General features: G+C 70.1%; 21 protein-coding genes. 9 read left to right on the forward strand and 12 right to left on the reverse strand.

Annotation, left to right across the window (positions count from 1 at the left end):
* Nucleotides 1-2 precede the first annotated feature (2 nt).
* Nucleotides 3-977 carry an alpha-E domain-containing protein gene (locus ACZ50N_RS16720; RefSeq protein WP_046364936.1) on the reverse strand — a complete coding sequence of 325 codons (975 nt, stop codon included), beginning with the start codon at nucleotides 975-977 and terminating at the stop codon, nucleotides 3-5.
* 12 nt (nucleotides 978-989) lie between these two features.
* Entirely contained in the window at nucleotides 990-2648 is a 1659-nt protein-coding gene (locus tag ACZ50N_RS16725) for a circularly permuted type 2 ATP-grasp protein (protein WP_464473345.1), read from the reverse strand.
* 213 nt (nucleotides 2649-2861) lie between these two features.
* Here ACZ50N_RS16725 and rpsT point away from each other — a divergent pair, with 213 nt between their 5' ends.
* Entirely contained in the window at nucleotides 2862-3122 is a 261-nt protein-coding gene (rpsT, locus tag ACZ50N_RS16730) for a 30S ribosomal protein S20 (protein WP_046364935.1), read from the forward strand.
* A 35-nt stretch (nucleotides 3123-3157) separates the two neighbouring features.
* On the opposite strand, the gene holA is transcribed toward rpsT, so the two are convergent.
* Genes holA through ACZ50N_RS16745 form a run of 3 tightly spaced genes read right to left on the reverse strand, consistent with a single transcriptional unit; the run spans nucleotide 3158 to nucleotide 6429 of the window.
* Nucleotides 3158-4111: a DNA polymerase III subunit delta gene (gene holA, locus ACZ50N_RS16735; RefSeq protein WP_073683995.1), complete on the reverse strand. Its 954-nt coding sequence runs from the start codon at nucleotides 4109-4111 to the stop codon at nucleotides 3158-3160.
* On the reverse strand, nucleotides 4108-5571 hold the full coding sequence (locus ACZ50N_RS16740; RefSeq protein ID WP_464473346.1) for a ComEC/Rec2 family competence protein: 1464 nt from the start codon (nucleotides 5569-5571) through the stop codon (nucleotides 4108-4110). Before ACZ50N_RS16740 ends, holA begins: the two co-directional genes overlap by 4 nt.
* A gap of 12 nt (nucleotides 5572-5583) precedes the next feature.
* Nucleotides 5584-6429, reverse strand: a complete 846-nt coding sequence (locus tag ACZ50N_RS16745) for a ComEA family DNA-binding protein (protein ID WP_464473347.1) — start codon at nucleotides 6427-6429, stop codon at nucleotides 5584-5586.
* A gap of 109 nt (nucleotides 6430-6538) precedes the next feature.
* On the opposite strand from ACZ50N_RS16745, the gene ACZ50N_RS16750 reads away from it, so the two are divergent.
* From ACZ50N_RS16750 to ACZ50N_RS16760, 3 genes are read left to right on the forward strand one after another with little or no spacing between them, the layout of a single operon-like run.
* Entirely contained in the window at nucleotides 6539-7207 is a 669-nt protein-coding gene (locus ACZ50N_RS16750) for a hypothetical protein (RefSeq protein ID WP_464473348.1), read from the forward strand.
* Nucleotides 7207-8346 carry an acyl-CoA dehydrogenase family protein gene (locus ACZ50N_RS16755; protein WP_464470496.1) on the forward strand — a complete coding sequence of 380 codons (1140 nt, stop codon included), beginning with the start codon at nucleotides 7207-7209 and terminating at the stop codon, nucleotides 8344-8346. The genes ACZ50N_RS16750 and ACZ50N_RS16755 overlap by 1 nt, the downstream gene beginning before the upstream one ends.
* On the forward strand, nucleotides 8343-9335 hold the full coding sequence (locus ACZ50N_RS16760) for an acyl-CoA dehydrogenase family protein (protein WP_464473349.1): 993 nt from the start codon (nucleotides 8343-8345) through the stop codon (nucleotides 9333-9335). Before ACZ50N_RS16755 ends, ACZ50N_RS16760 begins: the two co-directional genes overlap by 4 nt.
* Here the strand turns inward: ACZ50N_RS16760 and ACZ50N_RS16765 are convergent.
* Nucleotides 9325-10137 (reverse strand): SDR family NAD(P)-dependent oxidoreductase, encoded by an 813-nt coding sequence (locus tag ACZ50N_RS16765; protein WP_048422792.1) that lies wholly within the window; start codon nucleotides 10135-10137, stop codon nucleotides 9325-9327. The genes ACZ50N_RS16760 and ACZ50N_RS16765 overlap by 11 nt on opposite strands.
* Before the next feature lie 31 nt (nucleotides 10138-10168).
* Between ACZ50N_RS16765 and ACZ50N_RS16770 the strand changes: the two genes are divergently transcribed.
* Entirely contained in the window at nucleotides 10169-11218 is a 1050-nt protein-coding gene (locus tag ACZ50N_RS16770) for an NAD(P)H-dependent amine dehydrogenase family protein (RefSeq protein WP_464473350.1), read from the forward strand.
* On the opposite strand, the gene ACZ50N_RS16775 is transcribed toward ACZ50N_RS16770, so the two are convergent.
* Genes ACZ50N_RS16775 through ACZ50N_RS16800 form a run of 6 tightly spaced genes read right to left on the reverse strand, consistent with a single transcriptional unit; the run spans nucleotide 11196 to nucleotide 15224 of the window.
* Nucleotides 11196-12050 carry a DegV family protein gene (locus ACZ50N_RS16775; RefSeq protein ID WP_464473351.1) on the reverse strand — a complete coding sequence of 285 codons (855 nt, stop codon included), beginning with the start codon at nucleotides 12048-12050 and terminating at the stop codon, nucleotides 11196-11198. The two genes, ACZ50N_RS16770 and ACZ50N_RS16775, sit on opposite strands and share 23 nt — an antisense overlap.
* Entirely contained in the window at nucleotides 12047-12799 is a 753-nt protein-coding gene (octT, locus tag ACZ50N_RS16780; RefSeq protein ID WP_464473352.1) for a diglucosylglycerate octanoyltransferase, read from the reverse strand. The genes ACZ50N_RS16775 and octT overlap by 4 nt, the downstream gene beginning before the upstream one ends.
* A complete protein-coding gene (gene gpgP, locus ACZ50N_RS16785; RefSeq protein WP_464473353.1) occupies nucleotides 12789-13466 on the reverse strand; it encodes a glucosyl-3-phosphoglycerate phosphatase in 678 nt (225 codons plus the stop codon). Before gpgP ends, octT begins: the two co-directional genes overlap by 11 nt.
* Entirely contained in the window at nucleotides 13463-13834 is a 372-nt protein-coding gene (rsfS, locus tag ACZ50N_RS16790; RefSeq protein ID WP_046366207.1) for a ribosome silencing factor, read from the reverse strand. The genes gpgP and rsfS overlap by 4 nt, the downstream gene beginning before the upstream one ends.
* Nucleotides 13818-14462, reverse strand: a complete 645-nt coding sequence (gene nadD / locus ACZ50N_RS16795) for a nicotinate-nucleotide adenylyltransferase (protein ID WP_073685540.1) — start codon at nucleotides 14460-14462, stop codon at nucleotides 13818-13820. The genes rsfS and nadD overlap by 17 nt, the downstream gene beginning before the upstream one ends.
* 33 nt (nucleotides 14463-14495) lie before the next feature.
* Complete coding sequence (locus tag ACZ50N_RS16800; RefSeq protein ID WP_046366204.1) at nucleotides 14496-15224, reverse strand: GntR family transcriptional regulator; 729 nt, start codon at nucleotides 15222-15224, stop codon at nucleotides 14496-14498.
* A 111-nt stretch (nucleotides 15225-15335) separates the two neighbouring features.
* Between ACZ50N_RS16800 and ACZ50N_RS16805 the strand changes: the two genes are divergently transcribed.
* From ACZ50N_RS16805 to ACZ50N_RS16820, 4 genes are read left to right on the forward strand one after another with little or no spacing between them, the layout of a single operon-like run.
* The gene (locus tag ACZ50N_RS16805; protein WP_464473354.1) at nucleotides 15336-16865 is read left to right on the forward strand and encodes an amino acid permease; all 1530 of its coding nucleotides are present in this window, start codon (nucleotides 15336-15338) and stop codon (nucleotides 16863-16865) included.
* Nucleotides 16862-18283, forward strand: a complete 1422-nt coding sequence (locus tag ACZ50N_RS16810) for an FGGY family carbohydrate kinase (protein ID WP_464473355.1) — start codon at nucleotides 16862-16864, stop codon at nucleotides 18281-18283. The genes ACZ50N_RS16805 and ACZ50N_RS16810 overlap by 4 nt, the downstream gene beginning before the upstream one ends.
* Complete coding sequence (locus ACZ50N_RS16815) at nucleotides 18280-19665, forward strand: NAD(P)/FAD-dependent oxidoreductase (protein ID WP_464473356.1); 1386 nt, start codon at nucleotides 18280-18282, stop codon at nucleotides 19663-19665. Before ACZ50N_RS16810 ends, ACZ50N_RS16815 begins: the two co-directional genes overlap by 4 nt.
* Entirely contained in the window at nucleotides 19662-20900 is a 1239-nt protein-coding gene (locus tag ACZ50N_RS16820) for an NAD(P)/FAD-dependent oxidoreductase (protein WP_464473357.1), read from the forward strand. The genes ACZ50N_RS16815 and ACZ50N_RS16820 overlap by 4 nt, the downstream gene beginning before the upstream one ends.
* The last annotated feature ends 1 nt before the right edge of the window (nucleotide 20901 follow it).

A 20901-nucleotide genomic window follows, 5' to 3' on the forward strand; every position in this document is an offset into this window, starting at 1 on the left:
GCCTAAATCTCCCCTTCTTCGATCACCAGTGCGTTGCGTCCCGCATCCGTCCACGCCACCCACGGCGCGGAGTGGAAGTACTGCAGCGCCAACGATTCTCCGACATCGAAGACGGTCGTCTGCAGTGCAGCCAGCCGCTGCTCGAGCGACTCGAGCAGCACCCCGGGCCGCAGGAACTCCAGTTCACTGCGCGCGCGGCCCAGCAGGAGCTGCGCTTCGGCGGTCGCACCGAGGCGCCCATGCGGCCGGTTCATCAGCTCGTCGAGGCTGTGTTCGGCCAGCCGTAGCGAGTAGAAGATCGACCGCGGGAAGAGCCGGTCCAGCAGCATGAATTCCACGACCCGGCCGGCGTCGAGGGCACCGCGGTAGGTCCGCAGGTAGGTGTCATGAGCACCCGCAGAACGCAGCAGAGTGACCCACGCCGGCGACGACGCACTGTCCCCGACCCGGGACAAGAGCAGCCGGACCGTCATGTCGACCCGTTCCAGGGCACGACCCAGCAGCATGAAGCGGTAGCCGTCGTCGCGCGACAGTGTGGAGTCGGCCAGCCCGGCGAACATCGCGGCGCGCCCCTCCACGTAGGACAGGAACTCGTGCGGACCGAGCCGTTTGGCGGCGCGCTCCCGTTCGGCGAGTGCGTTGTAGGTGGTGTTCAGGCACTCCCAGATCTCGGTCGAGGTCACTTCGCGTGCGCCACGGGCATTTTCGCGTGCGGCCGAGATTGCCTCGACGATCGAGCAGCCGCCGTAGGTCTCGCGGCTGAACGCCACGAGGTCGGTCAGCGACCACACGTCGAGGACCTCGTCGGGCGGATCGATGCCCAGCACGCGCAGCAGGGTGCGTGAAGCCTGGTCAGGATCGACGCTGGAATCCTCCAGCAGCTGATGCACCGTGACATCGAGGATGCGCGCGGTGTCGTCGGCGCGTTCGACGTAGCGCCCGATCCAGTAGAGAGATTCGGCGTTTCTGGCCAGCATCGTCACTCTCCTCTACTGCTGCTGTTGCTGTTGCTGCTGTTGCTGTTGCTGTTGCTGTTGCTGATCGTTACTGGACTCCGCCTTGCCGTTGCGGCTGCCGTTCTTGGCAGCGCTCGCCGCTTTGGGCAGGGAGCGCACCACTTCAGCGGCGCCCAGTTCGCGGTCGGCGACCGACGTCCGCGACGCCAGCACCCAGGTGTCCTTCGAGCCACCGCCCTGACTGGAGTTCACCACCAGCGATCCTTCGGGCAGCGCCACCCGGGTCAGCCCGCCGGGCAGCACGTACACGTCGTCCCCGTCGTTGACGGCGAACGGGCGCAGGTCGACGTGGCGGGGGGCGAGCTCGTCGTCGATCTGCGTCGGCACGGTCGAGAGCTGCATCACCGGCTGGGCGATCCAGCCGCGGGGATCGGCGTTGATCTTCCGGCTGATTGTCGCCAGCTCCTTCGGTGAGGCGTTGGGGCCGAACACGATCCCGTAGCCGCCAGAGCCCTCGACGGGTTTGATGACCAGCTCGTCGACCCGGTCGAGCACCTCTTCACGTTCCTCGTCGAGCCAGCAGCGGAACGTGTCCACGTTGGCCAGCAGAGGTTTCTCGCCGAGGTAGTACTCGATGATCGTCGGAACGTAGGTGTACACGAGCTTGTCATCCCCGACGCCGTTGCCGACGGCGCTGGAGATCACCACGTTGCCGGCGCGGGCCGCATTGAGGATGCCCGCCACCCCCAGCACCGAATCCGGCTGGAACTGCATCGGATCGAGATAATCGTCGTCGATGCGGCGGTAGATCACATCGACCTGGCGCTCGCCCTCGGTGGTGCGCATGTACACAGTGTTGTCGCGGCAGAACAGATCGCGGCCCTCGACGAGCTCGACGCCCATCTGCCGGGCGAGTAGCGAATGCTCGAAGTACGCCGAGTTGTACACGCCGGGGGTGAGCACGACGACGGTGGGATCCGCGACGTTGTTGGCCGCGGCGTTGCGCAGCGCACGCAGTAGATGCGACGAGTAGTCGCCCACGGCGCGCACCCGGTGCGTGGCAAAGAGGTTCGGGAACACCCGGGCCATCGTGCGGCGGTTCTCCATGACGTAGGAGACCCCGGACGGCGAGCGCAGGTTGTCCTCCAGCACCCGCCAGGTCCCCTGCGCGTCACGGATCAGGTCGATGCCGGCGACGTGGATGCGCACCCCGTTGGGCGGGGTGATGCCGACGGCCTCGCGGTGGAAGTGCTCGCAGGAGGTGACGAGCCGGCGCGGGATCACCCCGTCGCGCAGGATCTCCTGCTCGCCGTAGATGTCGTCGAGGTACATCTCCAGGGCCTGCACGCGCTGACGGATGCCGCGCTCGAGCCGGGTCCACTCGGCCGCCGAGATGACCCGCGGGACGAGATCCAGCGGGAAGGGTCGCTCCTGCCCCGACAGCGAGAACGTGATGCCCTGGTCGATGAAGGCGCGGCCCAGTGCGTCGGAGCGGGCCTCGAGGTCAGAAACGTCGGCAGGGCCCAGCTCCTTGTGGATTCCCTTGTAGGGGCCGCGCACGTTGCCGTTGGCGTCGAACATCTCGTCGAACGCCTGGGCGTACGTACCGAGCCGGTTGTATCCGCCGAAAATGCCCTCGTGCCGTCGGGCCGGCTTGGTCGTACGTGTGGTCCGTGCAGTTTCTGTCGGCAAAGCTCTCCTGCTCCTCCCGTACGCGGACGTGCACCATGCATGCGCTCCAGACACGCACCTTGCCATGCTGCAGCATTTCCGTCGTTTCGGCAGGCCAGTGGCTTCCGTTTTGGGTGATGGACTCGCTCGCTGCTAACCTGAACAGTCGCTGCCCCCCGCGGGCGCCCCACAGACTCAACCCAACCCGTCGAGATTGCCGAAGGAATTACACGCGTGGCCAACATCAAGTCGCAGGAAAAGCGGAACCGCACCAACGAGCGCCGCAGACTGCGCAACAAGTCGGTGAAGTCGTCGCTTCACACGGCGGTCCGCGGATTCCGGCAGGCCGTCGAGGCCGGCGACAAGGACAAGGCCGGCGAGCTGCTGGTCGCGACCAGCCGCAAGCTCGACAAGGCCGCCAGCAAGGGCGTCATCCACAAGAACCAGGCCGCCAACCGCAAGTCGGCGCTGGCCAAGGCGCTCAACAAGATCTGACGCGCCGAGCTCAGTACCAGGTGTGACGCGCCGCGTCAGTCGCCCACCAGTGAGGCGACTGAGCGCACCGCGTTCTCCAGCGCGTAGTCGGCGTCCGCCGCCGCGCCCTTGACGTCGGCATTGAGCGCCGCCACCAGGCGCAGCGCCTCGGCCACGGAATCCCGCGACCACCGTCGCGCCTGCTTCTGCGCCTTCTGCACGCGCCAGGGTGGCATGCCCAGCTCTCCGGCCAGCCGGTACGGATCTCCTGACAGCGGCGCGACCCGGGCGATCGTGTGCACCGCCTCGGCGAGCGCGTCGGCCAGCACGACGTGCGGTTCGCCCGCCATCATCGCCCAGCGCAGGGCTTCTGCCGCCCCGGCCACATCGCCGACCACGGCCTTGTCCGCGATGTCGAAGCCTTTGACCTCAGCTTTTCCGGAGTGATAGCGCCGTACCGCTGCGGCGTCGACCACCCCGCCGGTGTCGGCGACCAACTGTGAGCACGCCGAAGCCAACTCCCGCAGATCCGAGCCGATCGCGTCGATCACCGCGGTCACTGTGTCATCGCTCACCTTGATGCGCAGGGCGCGGAACTCCTTGCGGACGAAGTCCGCGCGCTCGGTGGCCTTGGTGATGCGAGCGCAGGGATGCACCTCGGCGCCGAGTTTCTTCAGCCGATCGGCGAGGGCCTTGGCCCGCCCGCCGCCGGAATGGACGACCACCAGCAGTGTGCCCTCGGGGAGGTCAGCCGCCGCCCCCTCGATGAGGGCCACCGCGTCCTTGCCCGCCTCGGCGGCCGATTCCAGGACGACGACACGCTCGTCGGCGAACAGCGACGGGCTGAGCAGCTCGGCGATCTCGCTGACGCTGACCTCCCCGGCCCGCAGGCGGTCGACCGGGACATCGCTGGTGCCCGCTGATGCGCGCGCCTGGGCCAGGACCGTCGCGACAGCGCGTTCGACGAGCAGCTCCTCGTCACCGAGGATCAGGTGCAGACCGGTGCTCACCGGACGATGGTGTCACGCCGGCCCGACAGCCCCCAATGCCACACCGCCGCGACGATGCAGGAGCCCGCCGCGACCACAGCCACCCCCGCGAGCCCCGACGGTACGGGCAGTGCCGCCACCGGCACCGCAGCCGCCCAGCGGGCCACACTGGCCAGCCACCACACCTCCGGACCGGTGAACCGGATGAGCAGCTGCGCACCCGCCGGCCACAGCGGACACAGCGCCGCGGCCGCTGTCCCGATCAGCGTGATCGGCGGAATGACCGGCGCGACAATCAGATTGGCGATCACGGCGACGAGACTGACCGATCCCGACACCCCCGCCACGAGCGGCGCGGTGACCAGTTGGGCCGCCAGCGCCACGCTGACCGCGTCGGCCAGCGGGCGCGGCCATCCGCGGCGTACCAGCCGTTGTGACCACACCGGCGCGACCACGATCAGGCCCGCGGTGGCCGACACCGACAGCGCGAAACCGACGTCCACCGCGAGCTGTGGCGTGGCGATCATCAGCACGATGATCGCGGCGGCCAACGCAGGTAGCGCCTGTCGCCGTCGGTGGGTGAGCACAGCCAGCAGCGTGATCGCACCCATGACCGCGGCCCGCAGCACGCTCGCCGACGGCTGCACCACCACGACGAAACCGGCCAGCGTCAACGCGGCCAGCACGACCGCGATCCTCGGTCCCACGAGCGCAGCGCTGAGCAGCATCGCGCCGCAGACGATCGTGATGTTCGCGCCCGACACCGCCATCAGATGAGTCAGCCCGGCGGTCCGGAAATCCTTCGCGGTCTGCGCCGCCACCGCCGAGGTGTCCCCGAGCACCAACGCAGGCAACAACGCCGCCTGCTCTGCCGGCAGCACGAGACGCACCGCGTCGGCGAACCCCGCACGAATCCCGTGGGCCAGCCGATACACCGGCGCCGCAACGCCGAGGCGCGGCCTCCCGGTCGCCGACAGCACGGCAACCGACAGGTCGCTGCGGCTCGGGCGGCCCACCCGGGCGCGGAAGCCCGCTGGCCGGCCTGCCTGCAGCGCGGCGTAGTCGGCGCCGGATGCGAACACGAGCACCGCGCCGGAGGACCGGACCCCGTCGAGGCGGGCCAGCGTCGCCCGGAACATCGTGCGGCCACCCTCGAGTACACGGGGCGTCTCGTCGGGCGTGACCACGACCTCGACGACCGATCCGACGTGCGTCGTCACCGGATGATGTCGCACGGCATCGACACGCAGGCACACCGCGATCGCGAAGCCGCCGCCCACCAGCGCCACCGCGGCCGCGGCGATCAGGATCGGACGCCGCCCGGCCGGGACCCGCGTGCGGCTCGCCCACCAACCCACCCCGACCGTCGCGGCAACCCCGACCAGCACGGCAGCACCCGCGGCCGCATACCCCCAGCCGATCCCGGCGGCCGTCACCGCCCACGCGGTCAGCGCGGCGGGGATGAGTCGAAGATCGGTCATCTCACTGCTCGGTCATCTCACTGTGACGAGCGGGCGAAGCTTGTCCAACCGCGCCGGACCGATCCCGTCCACGTCTGCGAGCTGATCGACACTGCCGAAGCGGCTGTGCGCGTCGCGCCACGCGACGATCGCCGCGGCCGTCACCGGACCGACGCCTGGCAGGGCGTCGAGTTGCTCGGCAGTCGCGGAGTTCAGATCGACCGGCGCCTGCGCACCGCCCTCACCTGATGGCGCGCCGGCCGATGGGGGCGCACCCGGTGACCCCGACGACCCCGGTGACGCGGTCGTGTCCGACACCACGGAGCTGCCCATCTCGGCCGGCTGACCGGGCGCTGCCCCGATGCCCACGACGATCTGTTCCCCGTCGGCGACCTTGCGCGCCATGTTCAGCCCGAGGACGTCGGCACCGTCGAGTGCACCGCCGGAAGCCTCGAGCGCATCGGCGATGCGGGCGCCCGGTGCGAGGGTCACCAGACCGGGTCGTTGCACCAGTCCGACGACACTGACCACGACGGGGCCGGGCGCCGAGCTGCTCAGCGCCGGGGCGGGAACCCCAGAGGCTGCCATCTCGACAGGCGGGAGCTTGGCCGACACCACGGCGGGTGGTTGGTCACGCACCAGGCTGACCACGGTGACGAGCACGGCGACCAGGCCGACGACACCGAGGGCGACGACACCCGCGCGCCCCGGGTCCGCACGCACGCGGGCCAGCCAGGCCGGTCCCCGGTCCGCGCTCTGCTCCGGCAGCCAGCGCGACAGCGCGGCGTCAGCGCCGTCGTCGTCGAGCTCCTCGTCGTCCTGCATGAGGCCGGAACCCAGGCGCCGCCGGAGCCGCTCACCGGGCAGTTCTGTCGACATACCGCGACCGTAGGCATCCCGGCCGACGGGACATGGCGATGCGCCGCGTCAGCCTGCCCGGCCTGTGGATGAACTCGGCTCTGGGGACAGCGGGATAGCATGACCGCCAATGAACGGTCGAGCCCCGATGATCGCCGGCGCAGCGTTCGCGGTGCTGTACGCCACGGCCGTCATCGCCCTCCACGCCCTGCCCGGCGCTGATCCCGGCGTCACCCGGGTGCAGGCGCTGCTGCTGACCTTCGCGGCGCTGGCGCTCGCTGTCGTGCTGGCCGTCGCGCGCGATCGGCTCAGCGGACCACCCGCCCGCCTGTTCACGCTCGGGTCGACCCTGCTGGTGGCCCAGCTGTGCGTCGCGGTCTGGTTCGCCGGCGGTCTCTCGCTGCGCCCGGGCCAGACCGCCGTCGCCACCGCACGCGCGATCGAGGATGTCGGGGCGATGTGGCTACCCGTGGCCACCATCGCCAACATCCTGGTGGCGACACCGATCCTGCTGCACGCCAACGAGGGCCGGCTGCCGCGGTGGCTCGGCGTGCTCGCCGCCGTGTTCACGGTGGAGCAGCTGATCGAAACCATCACCGTCATCGGACCTCCCGGCAGCTTCATCTCCCCCGGCGGCCCGATGAACCACTATGTCGGCGGCCTGCTGTCGGTGGTCTTCGTCGCCGGCCTCGGATTCGCCCTTGCCGCTCCGGACACCGCGTCCGCCCGTGACGACACCGAACAGACAGCGGACACAGACGACAGCCCCGAACACGCCCACGAACCCGTAGGAGACTGATGGCGCTCCCCCGCCTGGTACCGCAGTCGAGCCTCGACGACACGAGCACCGAGGAGCTGCGGGCCGAGGTTCGCCGCTTCCTCGCCGAGCAGCGAAGCGCCGGCACCTTCCGCCCGTCGGTCGACGTGTGGCTCTCCGGCTGGGACGAGGCGTTCACCGCGGCGCTGGCCGCCCGCGGTTGGCTCGGCATGACGGTGCCCGTCGAGTACGGCGGGCCAGGACGCTCGTTCCTCGAACGCTTCGTCGTGACCGAGGAACTGCTCGCCGCGGGCGCTCCGGTGGCCGCCCACTGGATCGCCGACAGGCAGATCGTGCCATCGCTGCTCAAGTACGGCACCGAGAAGCAGAGGGCACTCTTCCTGCCGAAAATCGTTGCCGGCGAATGCTTTTTCGGCATCGGGATGAGTGAGCCCGATTCCGGCTCGGACCTGGCCAGTGTCCGGACCCGCGCCGAGAGGGTCGAGGGCGGGTGGCGGCTCACCGGGACGAAGGTGTGGACCTCGGGCGCGCATCTGGCCCACGCGTTCATCGCGCTGGTCCGCACCGCGCCGGTCGATCCCGCCCACCGGCACGCCGGACTGAGCCAGTTCATCGTGGATCTGCGCGGCGCGGATGTGCAGATCCGGCCGATCACGTCGATGAACGGCGCCCACCATTTCAACGAGGTGATCCTCGATGGCACCTTCGTGCCCGACGACATGGTGTTCGGCGAGATCGGTGCGGGATGGCAGCAGGTCACCTCCGAGCTGGCCTTCGAGCGCAGCGGACCCGAACGGGTGCTGTCGACGTTCGTGCTGCTTGACGCGATGGCTCAGGCGATGAGCGACAACGAGATTCCGCGCGACACGAATCTGGGCCGGTTGGTGGGTCGCATCGCCGGCCTGCACCAGATGTCGTCCGCCGTGGCCGGCGCCCTGCAACGCGGGGAATCGCCGGACGTGCCCGCCGCCGTCATGAAGGTGCTGGGCACCACCACCGAGGGCGACATCGCCGAATTCGGCCATTTGGCAACCGAACCCGGCGCGCAGTTCGCCGCGCTGGCCGACACCGCGGTGGACCAACGGCCGGGCTTCACCATCCGCGGGGGCACCAATGAGGTGCTGCGCGGTGTGATCGCACGCGGATTGGGGCTGCGATGACCACATTCGATGTCGACCCCGCGCTGACCGACATGATGGCTGCCGTGTTCGCCGAACACGGCAGCGACGGCGATCTGTGGGACCGTCTCGACGCGCTTGGCCTGGTCCGGCTCACCGGTGCCGAAGACTCCGGCGGTAGCGGTGCGGGATGGCCGGAGGCCGCCGAGCTGATGTCGGCCGCGGTGCGCCACGGCGCCCGAATCCCGTTGGCCGAGCACGACCTTCTGACCTGCTGGCTTCTCGAGGCCGCAGGCCTTTCCGCCGATGCCCGGCAACGCACCGTTGCGCTACTCGATGATCAGGGCCGGGCCACCGGTGTGCCGTGGGCGTCGAGCGCACGCCGGATCGTGCTGGTCTGGCGGCAGGACGACGGCTACCGGGTGTCTGACGTCGACCCCTCAGATGTGTCGATCACAGGCGGCGCCAACATGATCGGCGAGCCCCGCGACACCGTCGAGGCCGACATCTCGGCGCTCTCCGGCGTCGCGATCCCCGATGAGCTCGTCGACACGCTGCGCCTCAAAGGTGCGCTCGTGCGCGCCGTGCAGATCTGCGCCGCGCTGGACCATGCGCTCGAGTCCTGCGTCGAGCACACGACGACGCGCCACCAGTTCGGCCGGCCGCTGGCCACGTTCCAGGCCGTCCAGCACCTGGTGTCCGACATCGCGTGCGAGGCCGCGCTGGCCCGGTCGGCCACCGAAGCGGCGCTGTCGACGGCCACGGCCACCGACTGGACGGCGCCACATCTGGAATTCCTCGTCGCCGCGGCTCGATCGTGCGTGGGCCATGCGACCTCGGTGGTGGTCCGCAATGCCCATCAGGTGCACGGTGCGATCGGCACCACAGTCGAACACAGCCTGCACCACGTCACCCGGGCGGCATTGGCGTGGCGTTCGGAGTTCGGCTCGACCAGGCATTGGGACGACCGGCTCACCGACATGGCGATACAGGCCGCCCCGCAGGGTCTCTGGTCGCTGATCAGCCCCTGACGACCACCGTGCTGGGTTCGCGGGGAGCGCCGAGCATGTCCCGATGCGACGGTGGCACGCGGCCGCCGTCGTCGGTGATCCCGTACTCGCGGGCCAGCTCGGCCGCGATCACGGTGCGTCCGCTGCGAGCGGGGAGCTCGGGGTCACAGAACAGTGCGTCGATGAGATGACCGGTGAACTCCGGCGTTTCGGCGTGCGCGGCAAAAGAGGCGAGCGCGTCGGGAGCCCCGTCGAAGGCGTCGCGCATGCGTTCGGTGAGCAGAATTCCCATCCAGATGGACACCGTCGCCACCCCGGTGCCGCCGAAGTCGACCGCCATGTCGGCGGCCATCTTGTCCGTACCCGCCTTCTGCGCACCGTAGGCGGGCCCGTGCATGTAGCACACCGACCCGGGCGAGGACGTGAACGCGATGAGGCCGCGGTCCTGCTCGACGAGCAGCGGGGCGGCATACCAGGCCGCGACGTAGGAGGACCGCAATCCGACGTCGAGGACATCGGCCAGGGCACGGGGCCTGCGCCAGAACGGTTCCGGCCCCACGAGATCGTCGGAGATCGCCGCGGCATTGTTGACCAGCAGGTCCAGCCGCCCCTCGTCGCGCGTGAGCCGGTCGAAGAACTCACCCACCGCGTCGTCGTCTCGGTGATCCACCTGCACCCCGACACCCCAGTCCGGCGCCGCATCGATGCCACGGCCGGTCCCGTACACCCGCCACCCGTGACTCGCCAGAGCCGCGGCGATACCCCGCCCGGCTCCCCGGCTGGCGCCTGTCACCACGGCCACCGGCATCGTCGACTCACCCATGCGGCCACCTTAGAGGCGGTAGGTTGACGCCATGCCGACCGACAATCCCCTGCGGGTCATCCAGTGGACCACCGGGAACATCGGCCGCCGGTCGCTGCACGCGATCATCGGGCGCGACGACATGGAACTGGTCGGCGTGTACGCCCACGGCGCGGACAAGGTCGGCGTCGACGCCGCCGAGTTGGCCGGCTGGCCCGAGGCCACCGGGGTCACCGCGACCGACGACATCGAGGCGCTGGTCGCGCTGCGCCCGGACGCCTGCTGCTACAACCCGCTGTGGCCGAGTATCGACGAGCTGGTCCGGCTGCTCGAGTCCGGCATCAACGTGTGCTCGTCGGCGGCATGGATCACCGGCGGCAAGCAGTCGCCCGAAGATCTCGACCGTATCCGAAAAGCCTGCGAGACAGGCAATTCGACGATCTTCGGCAGCGGCGCCCATCCGGGGATGTCGAATCTGGTGGGCATGGTGCTCAGCGGTGCCTGCGAGCGGGTCGACGAGATCCGCATCACCGAGTCGGTGGACTGCTCGACCTACGAGTCGGCCGGCACGCAGACCGCGATGGGCTTCTCACAAGATCCCGACACTCCCGGCTTGGCCGAGAGCGTGCGCCGCGAGAGCGAGGTGTTCGCCGAATCGGCGGCGATGATGGCCGACGCGATCGGGGCGACGCTGGATCGCATCACCTTCGACGTCACCTTCACCACCGCCACCGGCGACAGCGACCTGGGGTTCATGCAGATCCCCGCCGGCACCGTCGCCGGCGTCCACGGCTACCACCGCGGCTGGGTGGGTGAGCGCAACGTGGTCAGCGTCGGGTTCAACTGGATCATGGGCAGCCACGTCACCCCGCCCAAGCCCCTCGAACACGGCCACGTCGTGCAGGTGTTCGGGGTGCCCAACATGCGCACCGTGGTGCACTGCCTGCCGCCGAAAGACTGGACAGAGCCCGGATTCATGGGCCTGGGCATGATCTACACCGCGCTGCCGGTGACCAATGCGGTGCCGGCGGTGGTGGCGGCGCCGCCGGGCATCGTGACGCTGGCCGACCTGCCGCCGATCACGGGCCGGTTCGCGGGCTGACCTCGCAGACCTGCACGGCCACCCCGACCGCTCCCCCGCCGACGTGGACCGACAGCACCGGACCCATGTCCTCAACGCTCAACGACGACAACTGGGGTAGCCGCTGAGTGAGCGCTGCACCGAGTTGGTCTGCGCCGTCGTGATTGTCGACGTGGTGGACCACGACATCGGCCGGTTTCGTGCCGACCATGTCGGCAACGCGATCCACCAGTGCCGCATGCGCTTTGCTCACGGTGCGGATGCGCTGGTCGAGCACGAGCCTGCCGTCCACATCCAGTTTCAGCAGCGGCTTGAGCGACAGCGCGGTGCCCAGCCACGACGACGCGGTGCCGATGCGACCGCTGCGGCGCAGGTTGTCCAACCGGTGCACGACGAGGAACACCTGGGTTCGTTCCCGCGCCGCTCGAGCCGCGTCGGCGACCGCGTCGAGATCAGCGCCGCCGGCGGCGCACCGCGAGGCCTCGCGGGCGATGAACCCGGTACCCATCGCGGCCGAGCGCGAATTGACCACCCGCACAGCTGAACCGAACTCACGGGCCGCCGTCACCGCGGCGCTGTAGGTGCTCGACAGTGCCGCCGACAGATGCACGGCGAGCACACCGGCGCCGTCACTGTCGGCCAGGGCGCGGCGGTAGTGCTCGGCCAATTCGGCCGGCGCCGCACCGGCCGTCGTGACCTTGGGCCGGTCGTGCACGTCGTGCGGGACGTCATCGACGCCGTCGCGGAGATCGGCGCCGTCGACGAGCACGTGCAGCGGCACCTCGCGGATTCCCCAGCGCCCCGCCGCGTCTCCCAGGCGCGCCGAGGAGTCGCTGACCACCACCACTGTCATGGACGGCTGCGCGAATCCGGGATCGGGACACCGGCTTCGGCAAGTCCTTTGAGCATCAGGTCAGCGACTGCCCGGTGCGCCTCGAAGTTCCAGTGGATTCCGTCAGGATTGCCGCGACCGCTGTAGATCTCCTCCGCGACAGCGGCTTTGAGGTCGACCAGCGGGACCCCGTGCTCGTCGGCCCAGCGGGTGAGCGCGGCAACGGTACCGGGTCGGCCATGGTGGGCGTTGCCGTAGGACTCCGCGATGTGCACCGAGGGCAGCGACGCCACCACCGGTATGCCGGGGCGGTTGAAATCAATGGCGGCGCGGGTCATCTCGAGGTATTCGACGGTCAGATGCGGGGGTAGCGCCGACCGCGCGATCGGCGAGAGCCGCGGCTGCAGCCAGCTGTACCCGTCGCGCACCCAACGCCTCAGCTGTGGGGGCCGGGCATAGCGGATGAGTTCCCGTAGCGCGGTGGGCAGCACCGACGGCAGCGAGTCCATGCCGGACGTCGCGAAGACGACCGCGCCGGCGCGGGGCAGCGCCGCCCACGACCGCGGGTCCTGTGTCGCCGCCCACCACACGTCACGGCTGGTCCACCCGATTCGCCCGATGACCTCGACGTCCCAGTCGAGTTGAGCGGCAACCAGATTGGGCCAGATTCTGGGGTCGTCGGCGGGCAGCCCGCCGGTCGGGCCGTAGTACGACAGCGAGTCGCAGAAGACGAGCAGGGTGGTACGCCCGGCGCGCGACTCAGAGGACATCGCTGGCGACCTGCGCCGAAGCGTTCCACACGTCGAGGCGCCAGCGGATGTCGGCCAGGATCGCCGGATCGCCGTCGCGGCGGGTGTGACCGGCCAACTGCACCCAGCTGGCATTGCCGAGCCCGCCGAGCACGGGCCAGGTGTCGACGGGCAGGTCCAGCAGCGCCGCGGTGAGCGCGGCGATCAACCCGCCGTGCGCCACCAGCACCACCGGCCGGTCCGCAGCGTCGGCACCCCACTCTGGTTGGTCGGCAACGAGTTCACGCACCAGCGGAAGACTGCGGTCGGCGACGTCGACGCGGCTCTCCCCGCCGTGCGGGGCCCAGCGCGCGTCGTCGCGCCACGCCAGCCGGGCACCGGGGGCCACCTCGTCGACCTCGAGGTGGGTCATCCCCTGCCAGTCGCCCAGGTGTGTCTCCCGCAGCCGGGCATCGACCGACACCTGCTGGCCGCACCGGTCGCCGAGCGCGACCGCGGTGTCGAGCGCGCGGCGCAGATCCGACGAGACGATCAGCAGCGGTTGGCGTTTGGCGAGTGCCTCGGCCGCGACGACGGCCTGTTCGCGGCCAAGGTCCGACAGGTCGGTGTCGAGCTGACCCTGCATGCGGCTGCCGGCGTTGTACTCGGTCTGTCCGTGCCGCAGCATGACCAGCTTGCGCACCGTCACGCGTCGTCTCCGGTCAGCTCCACCGGCACCAGCGGGCAGTCGCGCCACAGGCGGTCCAGGGCGTAGAAGTTCCGCTCGTCCTGGTGCTGGATGTGCACCACCACGTCGACATAGTCGAGCAGGGTCCAGCGACCTTCGCGGGTACCTTCGCGGCGCGCAGGCTTGTAGCCGGCCTGACGCATCTTCTCCTCGACCTCGTCGACGATCGCGTTGACCTGACGTTCGTTGGATGCCGAGGCGATGACGAAGCAGTCGGTGATGACGAGTTGCTCGGACACGTCGATGACGACGACGTCGTCGGCGAGCTTGGCCGCGGCCGCACGCGCGGCGATCTCGGCCATGTGGATGGCTTCAGGTGTGGCGGTCAGGAGCGGTCTCCTTCGAATGCGGTTGATAGAGATGTCGTTTGGCGACGTACTGCACGACACCGTCGGGTACCAGGTACCAGATCGGCCGCGAGGCTTCGGCGCGCTCGCGGCAGTCGGTCGACGAGATGGCCAGCGCCGGCACCTCGACCAGGTGCAGAGCATCGTCGGGCAACTCGGCCATGGCCGCCGAGATGTGTTTCCCGTCCAGCTCGTAGCCCGGCCTGCTCACCCCGACGAAGCGCGCGATCGAGAACATCTCTTCCCAGTTCTGCCACGACAGGATCGACGCCAGCGCGTCGGCGCCGGTGATGAAGTACAGGTCGGCGTCGGGGTTGAGCGCACGCAGGTCCCGCAGAGTGTCCTTGGTGTAGGTGGGTCCGCCGCGGTCGATGTCGACCCGGCTCACCGAGAACATCGGATTCGATGCGGTGGCCACGACGGTCATCAGGTAGCGGTCCTCGGCGGGGGTGACGGCTCGGCTGCGCTTCTGCCACGGCTGTCCGGTGGGGACGAACACCACCTCGTCGAGATCGAACAGGTTGGCCACCTCGCTGGCCGCGACGAGGTGCCCGTGGTGGATGGGGTCGAATGTTCCGCCCATCACCCCGAGCCGCCGTCGCGCTTGCACGACTAGCGAGCTTACGGGACCGAAAAGCGGCGGTCAGACGGACGAGAGTCGATGGGCGCCCAGTTCCTCGGACACCTCGAAGGCCGCACGGTCGGCGCGGTAGACGTCGCGGGCGTACTCGACGCACCGGCCCGCGGTGTCGCGGGTGCTGCGGGTCAGCAGCGTTCCCGCCGACCCGGCCCGCACGCCGAGCTGCACGCTGGACGCGTCGTCGAGCACGATCGATTCCAGCACCGCGGTGGACCGCGCGAGGTCGAGCCCGTAGCGGGAGCGCAGCAGCGCCCACAGCGAACCGCCGTCGGGTTCGTCCAGGATTCCCGGTGTCAGGTCGGCCGGCAGGTAGGTGGTTTCGAGGGCGAACGGCACGTCATCCACGCTGCGCAGGCGATAGAACACGTGCACCGCGGCGCCCTCGGGAAGGTCCAGCGCGCGCCGGACCGCAGGCTTGGCGGTCTGGTGTTCGGCCCACAGCAGCTTGGCGGCCGGGCGTCGTCCCATCCGCGCCACTTCCTCCGAGAAGCTGCCGACGTGGAACCGGACGCGGGGTTCGGCCACGAAGGTGCCGCGCGGCGGCTTGCGGTACACCGCTCCTTCGCTCTCCAGCAGCGACAAGGCCTGGCGGGCGGTCATCCGGCTGACGCCGTGCTGTTCGGCCAGTTCCCGCTCGGATGGCAACAGGGTGTGTGGACCCAACTGCTCGGTGGCGATCCGGTCGCGCACATCCGCGGCGATCGACATGTACAGCGGCGTGCCCGAAGCCATCCCGCCAGATTAGCGCCGCGAGCTGCGCTTCGACGCGTGTGACGACCGGGTAAAAAGTCGGTTTCCGGATTGACGGGCGTCACATCAACGCTGATACTTTGGTTCAACCACATGGTCTATACCAACCCACCGTTGCACCCCACAGACGGCCAGGAGGCCCCCGTGACCCGCCCCGACTCCAGCGACTCGGCTGAGCTCGCCCAATTCGGCTACACCCAGTCGCTCGAGCGGCGGACCGGCCGCTTCGCATCCTTCGCCGTCGCGTTCGCGTTCGTCTCGATCGCCACGGGCATCTTCACCACCTACGGAGCGGTGCTGAACAGCTCCGGCCCCGTCGGCATCTGGACCTGGCCGATCGCCGTGATCGGACAGCTGGCGGTGGCGTTCGTGCTGGGCGCGCTCGCCTCCCGCATCCCGGTCACGGGCTACCACTACCAGTGGATGTCACGGCTGGCGAACCCCATCCTCGGCTGGATCATCGGCTGGATCTCGTTCACGTTCCTGGCGATCGTCGTGGTCGCGGTCGACTACACGATCGCGTCGACGATCCTGCCGGTCCTGCTCAACTACGAGAGCACCGCGACGATCGCGTGGGTCATGACCGCCGGGGTCCTGGTCCTGCAGGCCGCGCTGGTGGCGCTGTCCACCCCGTGGGCCGAGAGGGTGAACAACGGCCTGGTGACGCTGGAACTGATCGGCATGGCGCTGCTGACGGTGCTGCTGCTCGTCGTCGCCGCGGTGCGCGGCGACATGGACGTGAGCAACCTGTTCAGCAAGGGCGCGGTGGCATCCGAGGGCTTCTGGAGCTTCGGCGACTGGACCTCGGCCGGCCCGTGGATGCTGGGCTTCCTGCTGGGCGCGTTCACGATCGTCGGGTTCGAGTCGGCCGCCAACCTGGCCGAGGAGACCCACGACCCCGAGCGCGTGGTGCCGCGGGCCATGTGCAATGCGGTGCTGGCCTCCGGCGTGCTCGGCTTCGTGTTCCTCATCGCGGTCACGCTGGCCGCCGGCGATCCCGTCGCACTGGCCGAATCCGGCACCCCGATCGCCGACGTCATCAAGACCACGCTCGGCTCGGTGGTGGCCACGCTGCTCCTGCTCATGGTCGTGCTCGCGATCTTCGCGTGCGGTCTGGTCATCATGATCACCGGTGTGCGGCTGACCTGGGCGATGTCCCGGGATCGGCGCTTTCCCGGGTGGCAGCAGTGGAACCAGATCTCGCCGCGCTTCCACACCCCGTTCAAGGCGACCCTGCTGTACTTCGCGCTGGCGCAGCTGATCCTGGCGATCTTCGCGCACTCCGAGACCGCTCTGTTCACACTCTTCAGCGCCGCGACACTGCTGCCTGCCGTGATGTACGCCTCGACAGTGGTGCTGTACTTGGTCAAGCGCTCGTCGCTTCCCGTGAACGGCAAGTTCGACCTCGGAAAGTGGGAGATCCCGATCCTCGTGGTGGCAGTCGTCTGGCTGGCCTTCGAGCTGGCCCTGTTCCGTGACGCCTCGTTCAAGCAGGCGTGGGCGTACGTGCTGGCCATGGTCGCCATCGGCGCGGCCTACCTGATCTACCTGCTGGTCCGGCACGGCCGGGCGGGGTTGACGATGCCCGACATGGCTTCCATCGACGCCGAGCTGCGGGAGTGAGCGAAGCGATCCTGGCGATCGACCAGGGCACCTCCGGCACCAAGGCCGTCGTCGTCGACGGCCGCGGTGCCGTGTGCGCGACCGCCGAGGTGTCATTGCGGCCCGACTACCTACCCGGCGGCGGCGTCGAACAGGACCCCGAGGCGCTGTTCGCCAGCGTCGTCACCGCGGGCCGCCAGGCGCTCGCCGAGGCGGGCGTACCTGTCGCGGCGGTGGCGCTGGCCAATCAGGGCGAGACCGTGCTGGCATGGGACCGCGCCACCGGAGCTCCCCTCACCCGGGCCGTCGTCTGGCAGGACCGGCGCGCCGAGGCGCTGTGCGGAACGCTCGCGGGGCACGGCACACGGATCGCCGAACGCACCGGCCTCGTCCTCGACCCGTACTTCTCGGCGCCCAAGATGGCGTGGATTCGGCAGAACCTGACCCGCGACGGCGTCGTCACCACCACCGACACGTGGCTGCTTCACCGGTTGTGCGGCGCATTCGTCACCGACGCGGCGACGGCGAGCCGGTCCTTGCTGACGTCGCTGGACGAGCCAGGATGGGACTCAGAGCTCGCCGCCGTGTTCGGGCTCGACGGCGAGCCGATGCCGGAGATCGTGGCCTGCGATCAGATCGTCGGACACACCGACGTGTTCGGGCCGACGCTGCCGATCGGCGGGTTGATCGTCGACCAGCAGGCCGCCTTGCTCGCCGAGAGCTGCCTGCAACCCGGCTCGGCGAAGTGCACATACGGAACCGGCGCGTTCCTTCTCGCCCAGCTGGGCACCGAGCCGGTCCGGTCCCGGTGGGGGTTGACGACGTCGGTGGCCTGGCGGCTGCGTGACGAGACCGCGTTCTGCGTCGACGGCCAGGTGTACACCGCGGCGTCGGCGGTGCGGTGGGCCGTCGAGCTGGGTCTGGCGCCCGCCGCCGACCAACTCGACACCGTCGCCGCCGACACGAGCGACGGAGTGATCTGCGTGCCTGCGCTCGCCGGACTCGCCGCGCCCTGGTGGAACTCGGCGGCCACCGCCAGCTTCACCGGCATGACGCTGTCGAGCACCCGCGGGCACCTGGTCCGGGCATTGCTCGAGGGCGTGGCCGCACAGGTGACCGCACTGACCGGACTCGTGTCCGCCGACATCGGCCGACCACTGAACCGGCTGCGCGTCGACGGGGGCCTGACCCGGTCCGAGGTGCTCATGCAGGCCCAGGCCGATCTCGCGCAGCTCCCGGTCGAGGTCTACCCGTCGGCGCACGCCACGGCACTCGGCGCAGCCGCATGTGCCCGCCTCGCCATCGATCCCAGCCTGGCCGTCGGCGACGCCGTCGGCGCCTGGACGCCGCAACGCACCTACGATCCGCACTGGCCGGCCGAGCGCGCCGCCGACTTCCTGGCGCGCTGGCGCCGCATCGTTGAGGAGACCACGAAATGAGTTCCGAAACCGTCGTCGACGTCGTGGTCGTCGGCGCCGGCATCGTCGGCGCGGCGATCGCCCGGGCGCTCGCCGGCACCCGGCTGTCCGTCACGCTCGTGGAAGCCCGCGACGACGTTGGCGACGGCACCAGCAAGGCCAACACCGCGCTGCTGCACACCGGGTTCGACGCCACCCCCGGCACCGTGGAGTCCCGGCTCGTCGCCCGAGGCTACGACCTGCTCGGCGACTATGCCGAACAGACCGGCATCCCGGTCGAACGCACCGGAGCCATGCTCGTCGCCTGGACCACGGAGGAGGTCCACGCGCTGCCAGGCCTGATGGTCAAGGCCGAAGGCAACGGCTACCGCGACACCGAGCTACTCAGTGCCGACGAGGTCTACCGCCGGGTACCGGCCCTCGGCCCCGGGGCGATGGCGGGGCTGAGCGTTCCCGGCGAGTCGATCATCTGCACGTGGACCACGAATCTCGCGCTGGCCACTGACGCGGTGGCCCGTGGCGCGACGCTCGTGCGGGGCGCGCGGGTGACCGCGGTGACGCCCGGCGCGGAATACACCACCCTGCACACCAGCGCCGGCGAGATGCGAGCCCGCTGGGTGATCAACGCCGCCGGGCTCGGCGCCGATCACCTCGACGCGCAGTTCGGATACGGGCGACTGACCGTCACCCCGCGGCGCGGCGAATTGCTGGTGTTCGACAAGCTCGCGCGTCCAATGGTGCCGGTGATCGTGCTGGCCGTGCCGTCCTCGCGGGGCAAGGGTGTGCTCGTCAGCCCGACCATCTACGGCAACGTGATGGTCGGCCCGACCTCGGAGAACCTGACCGACCGGACGGCGACCGGAACCTCGGAGAAGGGCCTGGACTTCCTGGTGACGAAGGGCCGGGCATTGATGCCCGCCCTGTTCGACGAAGAGGTCACCGCGACGTACGCCGGGTTGCGCGCGGCGAGCAACCACGACGATTACGTGATCGACCTCAACGCCGCCGCGCGCTACGTCCTGGTCGGCGGCATCCGCTCCACGGGGCTGACGTCGGGCATGGCGGTGGCCGAATACGTGACCGAACTGCTCTCCGAGGCGGGTGTCGACGTCGCCGAGCGGGACGGTTTGCCACCCCCGCCGAGGATGCCGAACATCGGCGAGATCGGGGTGCGGCCCTATCAGGACGAGCAGCGCATCGCCGCCGATCCCGACTACGGCCGGCTGGTCTGCTTCTGCGAGCGCGTGAGTGTCGGTGAGATCCGCGATGCGTTCGACTCCCCCATCCCCCCAGCGGATCTCGACGGTCTGCGGCGCCGCACCCGGGTGATGAACGGGCGGTGCCAGGGCTTCTACTGCGGCGCGCACACCGCGGAGCTGCTCGCCGAGGGGGTGGCGCGATGAGCCGGGTCGCGGTCGCGATCATCGGCGGCGGCCCGTCGGGGCTGACCGCTGCCGCGGCGCTGGCGCCCACCGTGGACGGCGAGGTGCTGGTGCTGGAACGGGAAAGCCACACCGGCGGAATCCCCCGCCACAGTGACCATCTGGGCTACGGGCTGCGGGATCTGCACCGGTTCGTCTCGGGGCCGACCTATGCGCGGCGGCTGACGGCGATGGCCGCCGAGGCAGGTGCGACGCTCGAGACCGAAGCCATGGTCACCGGCTGGGCGGGTGAGCGCACCCTCGCGATCACGTCCCCACGCGGCGTGCGAACCGTCGCCGCCGACGCGGTGATCCTCGCAACGGGCGCCCGAGAACGGCCCCGCCCCGCACGTCTGGTCCCCGGTGACCGGCCCGACGGCGTGTTCACCACCGGGCAGCTGCAGAACCTCGTGCACCTGCACCACGGACGGGTCGGCACCCGGGCCGTCATCGTGGGCGCCGAACTGGTCAGCTGGTCGGCAGTGCTGACGCTGCGCGAAGCAGGCTGCGCGACGGTCGCCATGGTCAGCCGTCATCCGCGCGCCGAGGCCTACACGGCCTTCCGCGTTGCCGGCCGCGCGCTGCTGGCCGGTCCGGTGCTGACGAACAGCAGGGTCGTCGCCGTCAACGGGAAGGGCAGGGTGTCGTCGGTCACCGTCGAACGCGACGGCACACGCCACGATATCGCCTGCGACACTGTCGTTTTCACCGGCGACTGGATCCCCGATCACGAGCTGGCACGCACGGGTGGGGTCGAGATGGACCCGGGCACCCGCGGCCCGGCCGTCGACGCCGCGTTGCGCACCAGCCGGCCCGGCGTGTTCGCGGTCGGCAACCTGCTGCATCCGGTGGACACTGCCGACGGCGCCGCACTGGACGGCCGCCACGTCGCCGCGGCCGTGCGGGACTGGCTGCGCACCGGCGGCACGGCCGAGCCCGTGCACAGCGCGGCTCACATCCGGGCCGAGGCCCCGCTGGCCTGGGCTGCGCCGCAACGTGTCTCGACAGCCGGCGGCAGCGCCCCGCGAGACGATCTGCTGCTGTGGACCGACGAGTACCGCCGGCTACCCGCGCTGCGCGCGGTGCAGGACGGTCGCGTCGTCGGCACCGCCCGCACGCCGTGGCCGGCGGCGCCGGGGCGGGTGTACCGGGCGCCGTGGTCGCTGGTCGCGAAGGCGGACCCCAAGGGCGGCGACGTCACGGTCTCCTTCGCCTGAC

The organism is Mycolicibacterium obuense, assembly GCF_055397605.1.

Excerpts from the sequence above, each read along its gene's own strand:
- ACZ50N_RS16765 (WP_048422792.1), bottom strand. The coding sequence starts at position 10,137 with ATGGGTGAGTCGACGATGCCGGTGGCCGTGGTGACAGGCGCCAGCCGG.
- ACZ50N_RS16770 (WP_464473350.1), top strand. The coding sequence starts at position 10,169 with ATGCCGACCGACAATCCCCTGCGGGTCATCCAGTGGACCACCGGGAAC.
- ACZ50N_RS16740 (WP_464473346.1), bottom strand. The coding sequence starts at position 5,571 with ATGACCGATCTTCGACTCATCCCCGCCGCGCTGACCGCGTGGGCGGTG.
- ACZ50N_RS16815 (WP_464473356.1), top strand. The coding sequence starts at position 18,280 with ATGAGTTCCGAAACCGTCGTCGACGTCGTGGTCGTCGGCGCCGGCATC.
- ACZ50N_RS16760 (WP_464473349.1), top strand. The coding sequence starts at position 8,343 with ATGACCACATTCGATGTCGACCCCGCGCTGACCGACATGATGGCTGCC.
- octT (WP_464473352.1), bottom strand. The coding sequence starts at position 12,799 with ATGTCCTCTGAGTCGCGCGCCGGGCGTACCACCCTGCTCGTCTTCTGC.
- ACZ50N_RS16755 (WP_464470496.1), top strand. The coding sequence starts at position 7,207 with ATGGCGCTCCCCCGCCTGGTACCGCAGTCGAGCCTCGACGACACGAGC.
- ACZ50N_RS16750 (WP_464473348.1), top strand. The coding sequence starts at position 6,539 with ATGAACGGTCGAGCCCCGATGATCGCCGGCGCAGCGTTCGCGGTGCTG.
- ACZ50N_RS16745 (WP_464473347.1), bottom strand. The coding sequence starts at position 6,429 with ATGTCGACAGAACTGCCCGGTGAGCGGCTCCGGCGGCGCCTGGGTTCC.
- ACZ50N_RS16720 (WP_046364936.1), bottom strand. The coding sequence starts at position 977 with ATGCTGGCCAGAAACGCCGAATCTCTCTACTGGATCGGGCGCTACGTC.
- ACZ50N_RS16775 (WP_464473351.1), bottom strand. The coding sequence starts at position 12,050 with ATGACAGTGGTGGTGGTCAGCGACTCCTCGGCGCGCCTGGGAGACGCG.
- ACZ50N_RS16800 (WP_046366204.1), bottom strand. The coding sequence starts at position 15,224 with ATGGCTTCGGGCACGCCGCTGTACATGTCGATCGCCGCGGATGTGCGC.
- ACZ50N_RS16820 (WP_464473357.1), top strand. The coding sequence starts at position 19,662 with ATGAGCCGGGTCGCGGTCGCGATCATCGGCGGCGGCCCGTCGGGGCTG.
- ACZ50N_RS16805 (WP_464473354.1), top strand. The coding sequence starts at position 15,336 with ATGGTCTATACCAACCCACCGTTGCACCCCACAGACGGCCAGGAGGCC.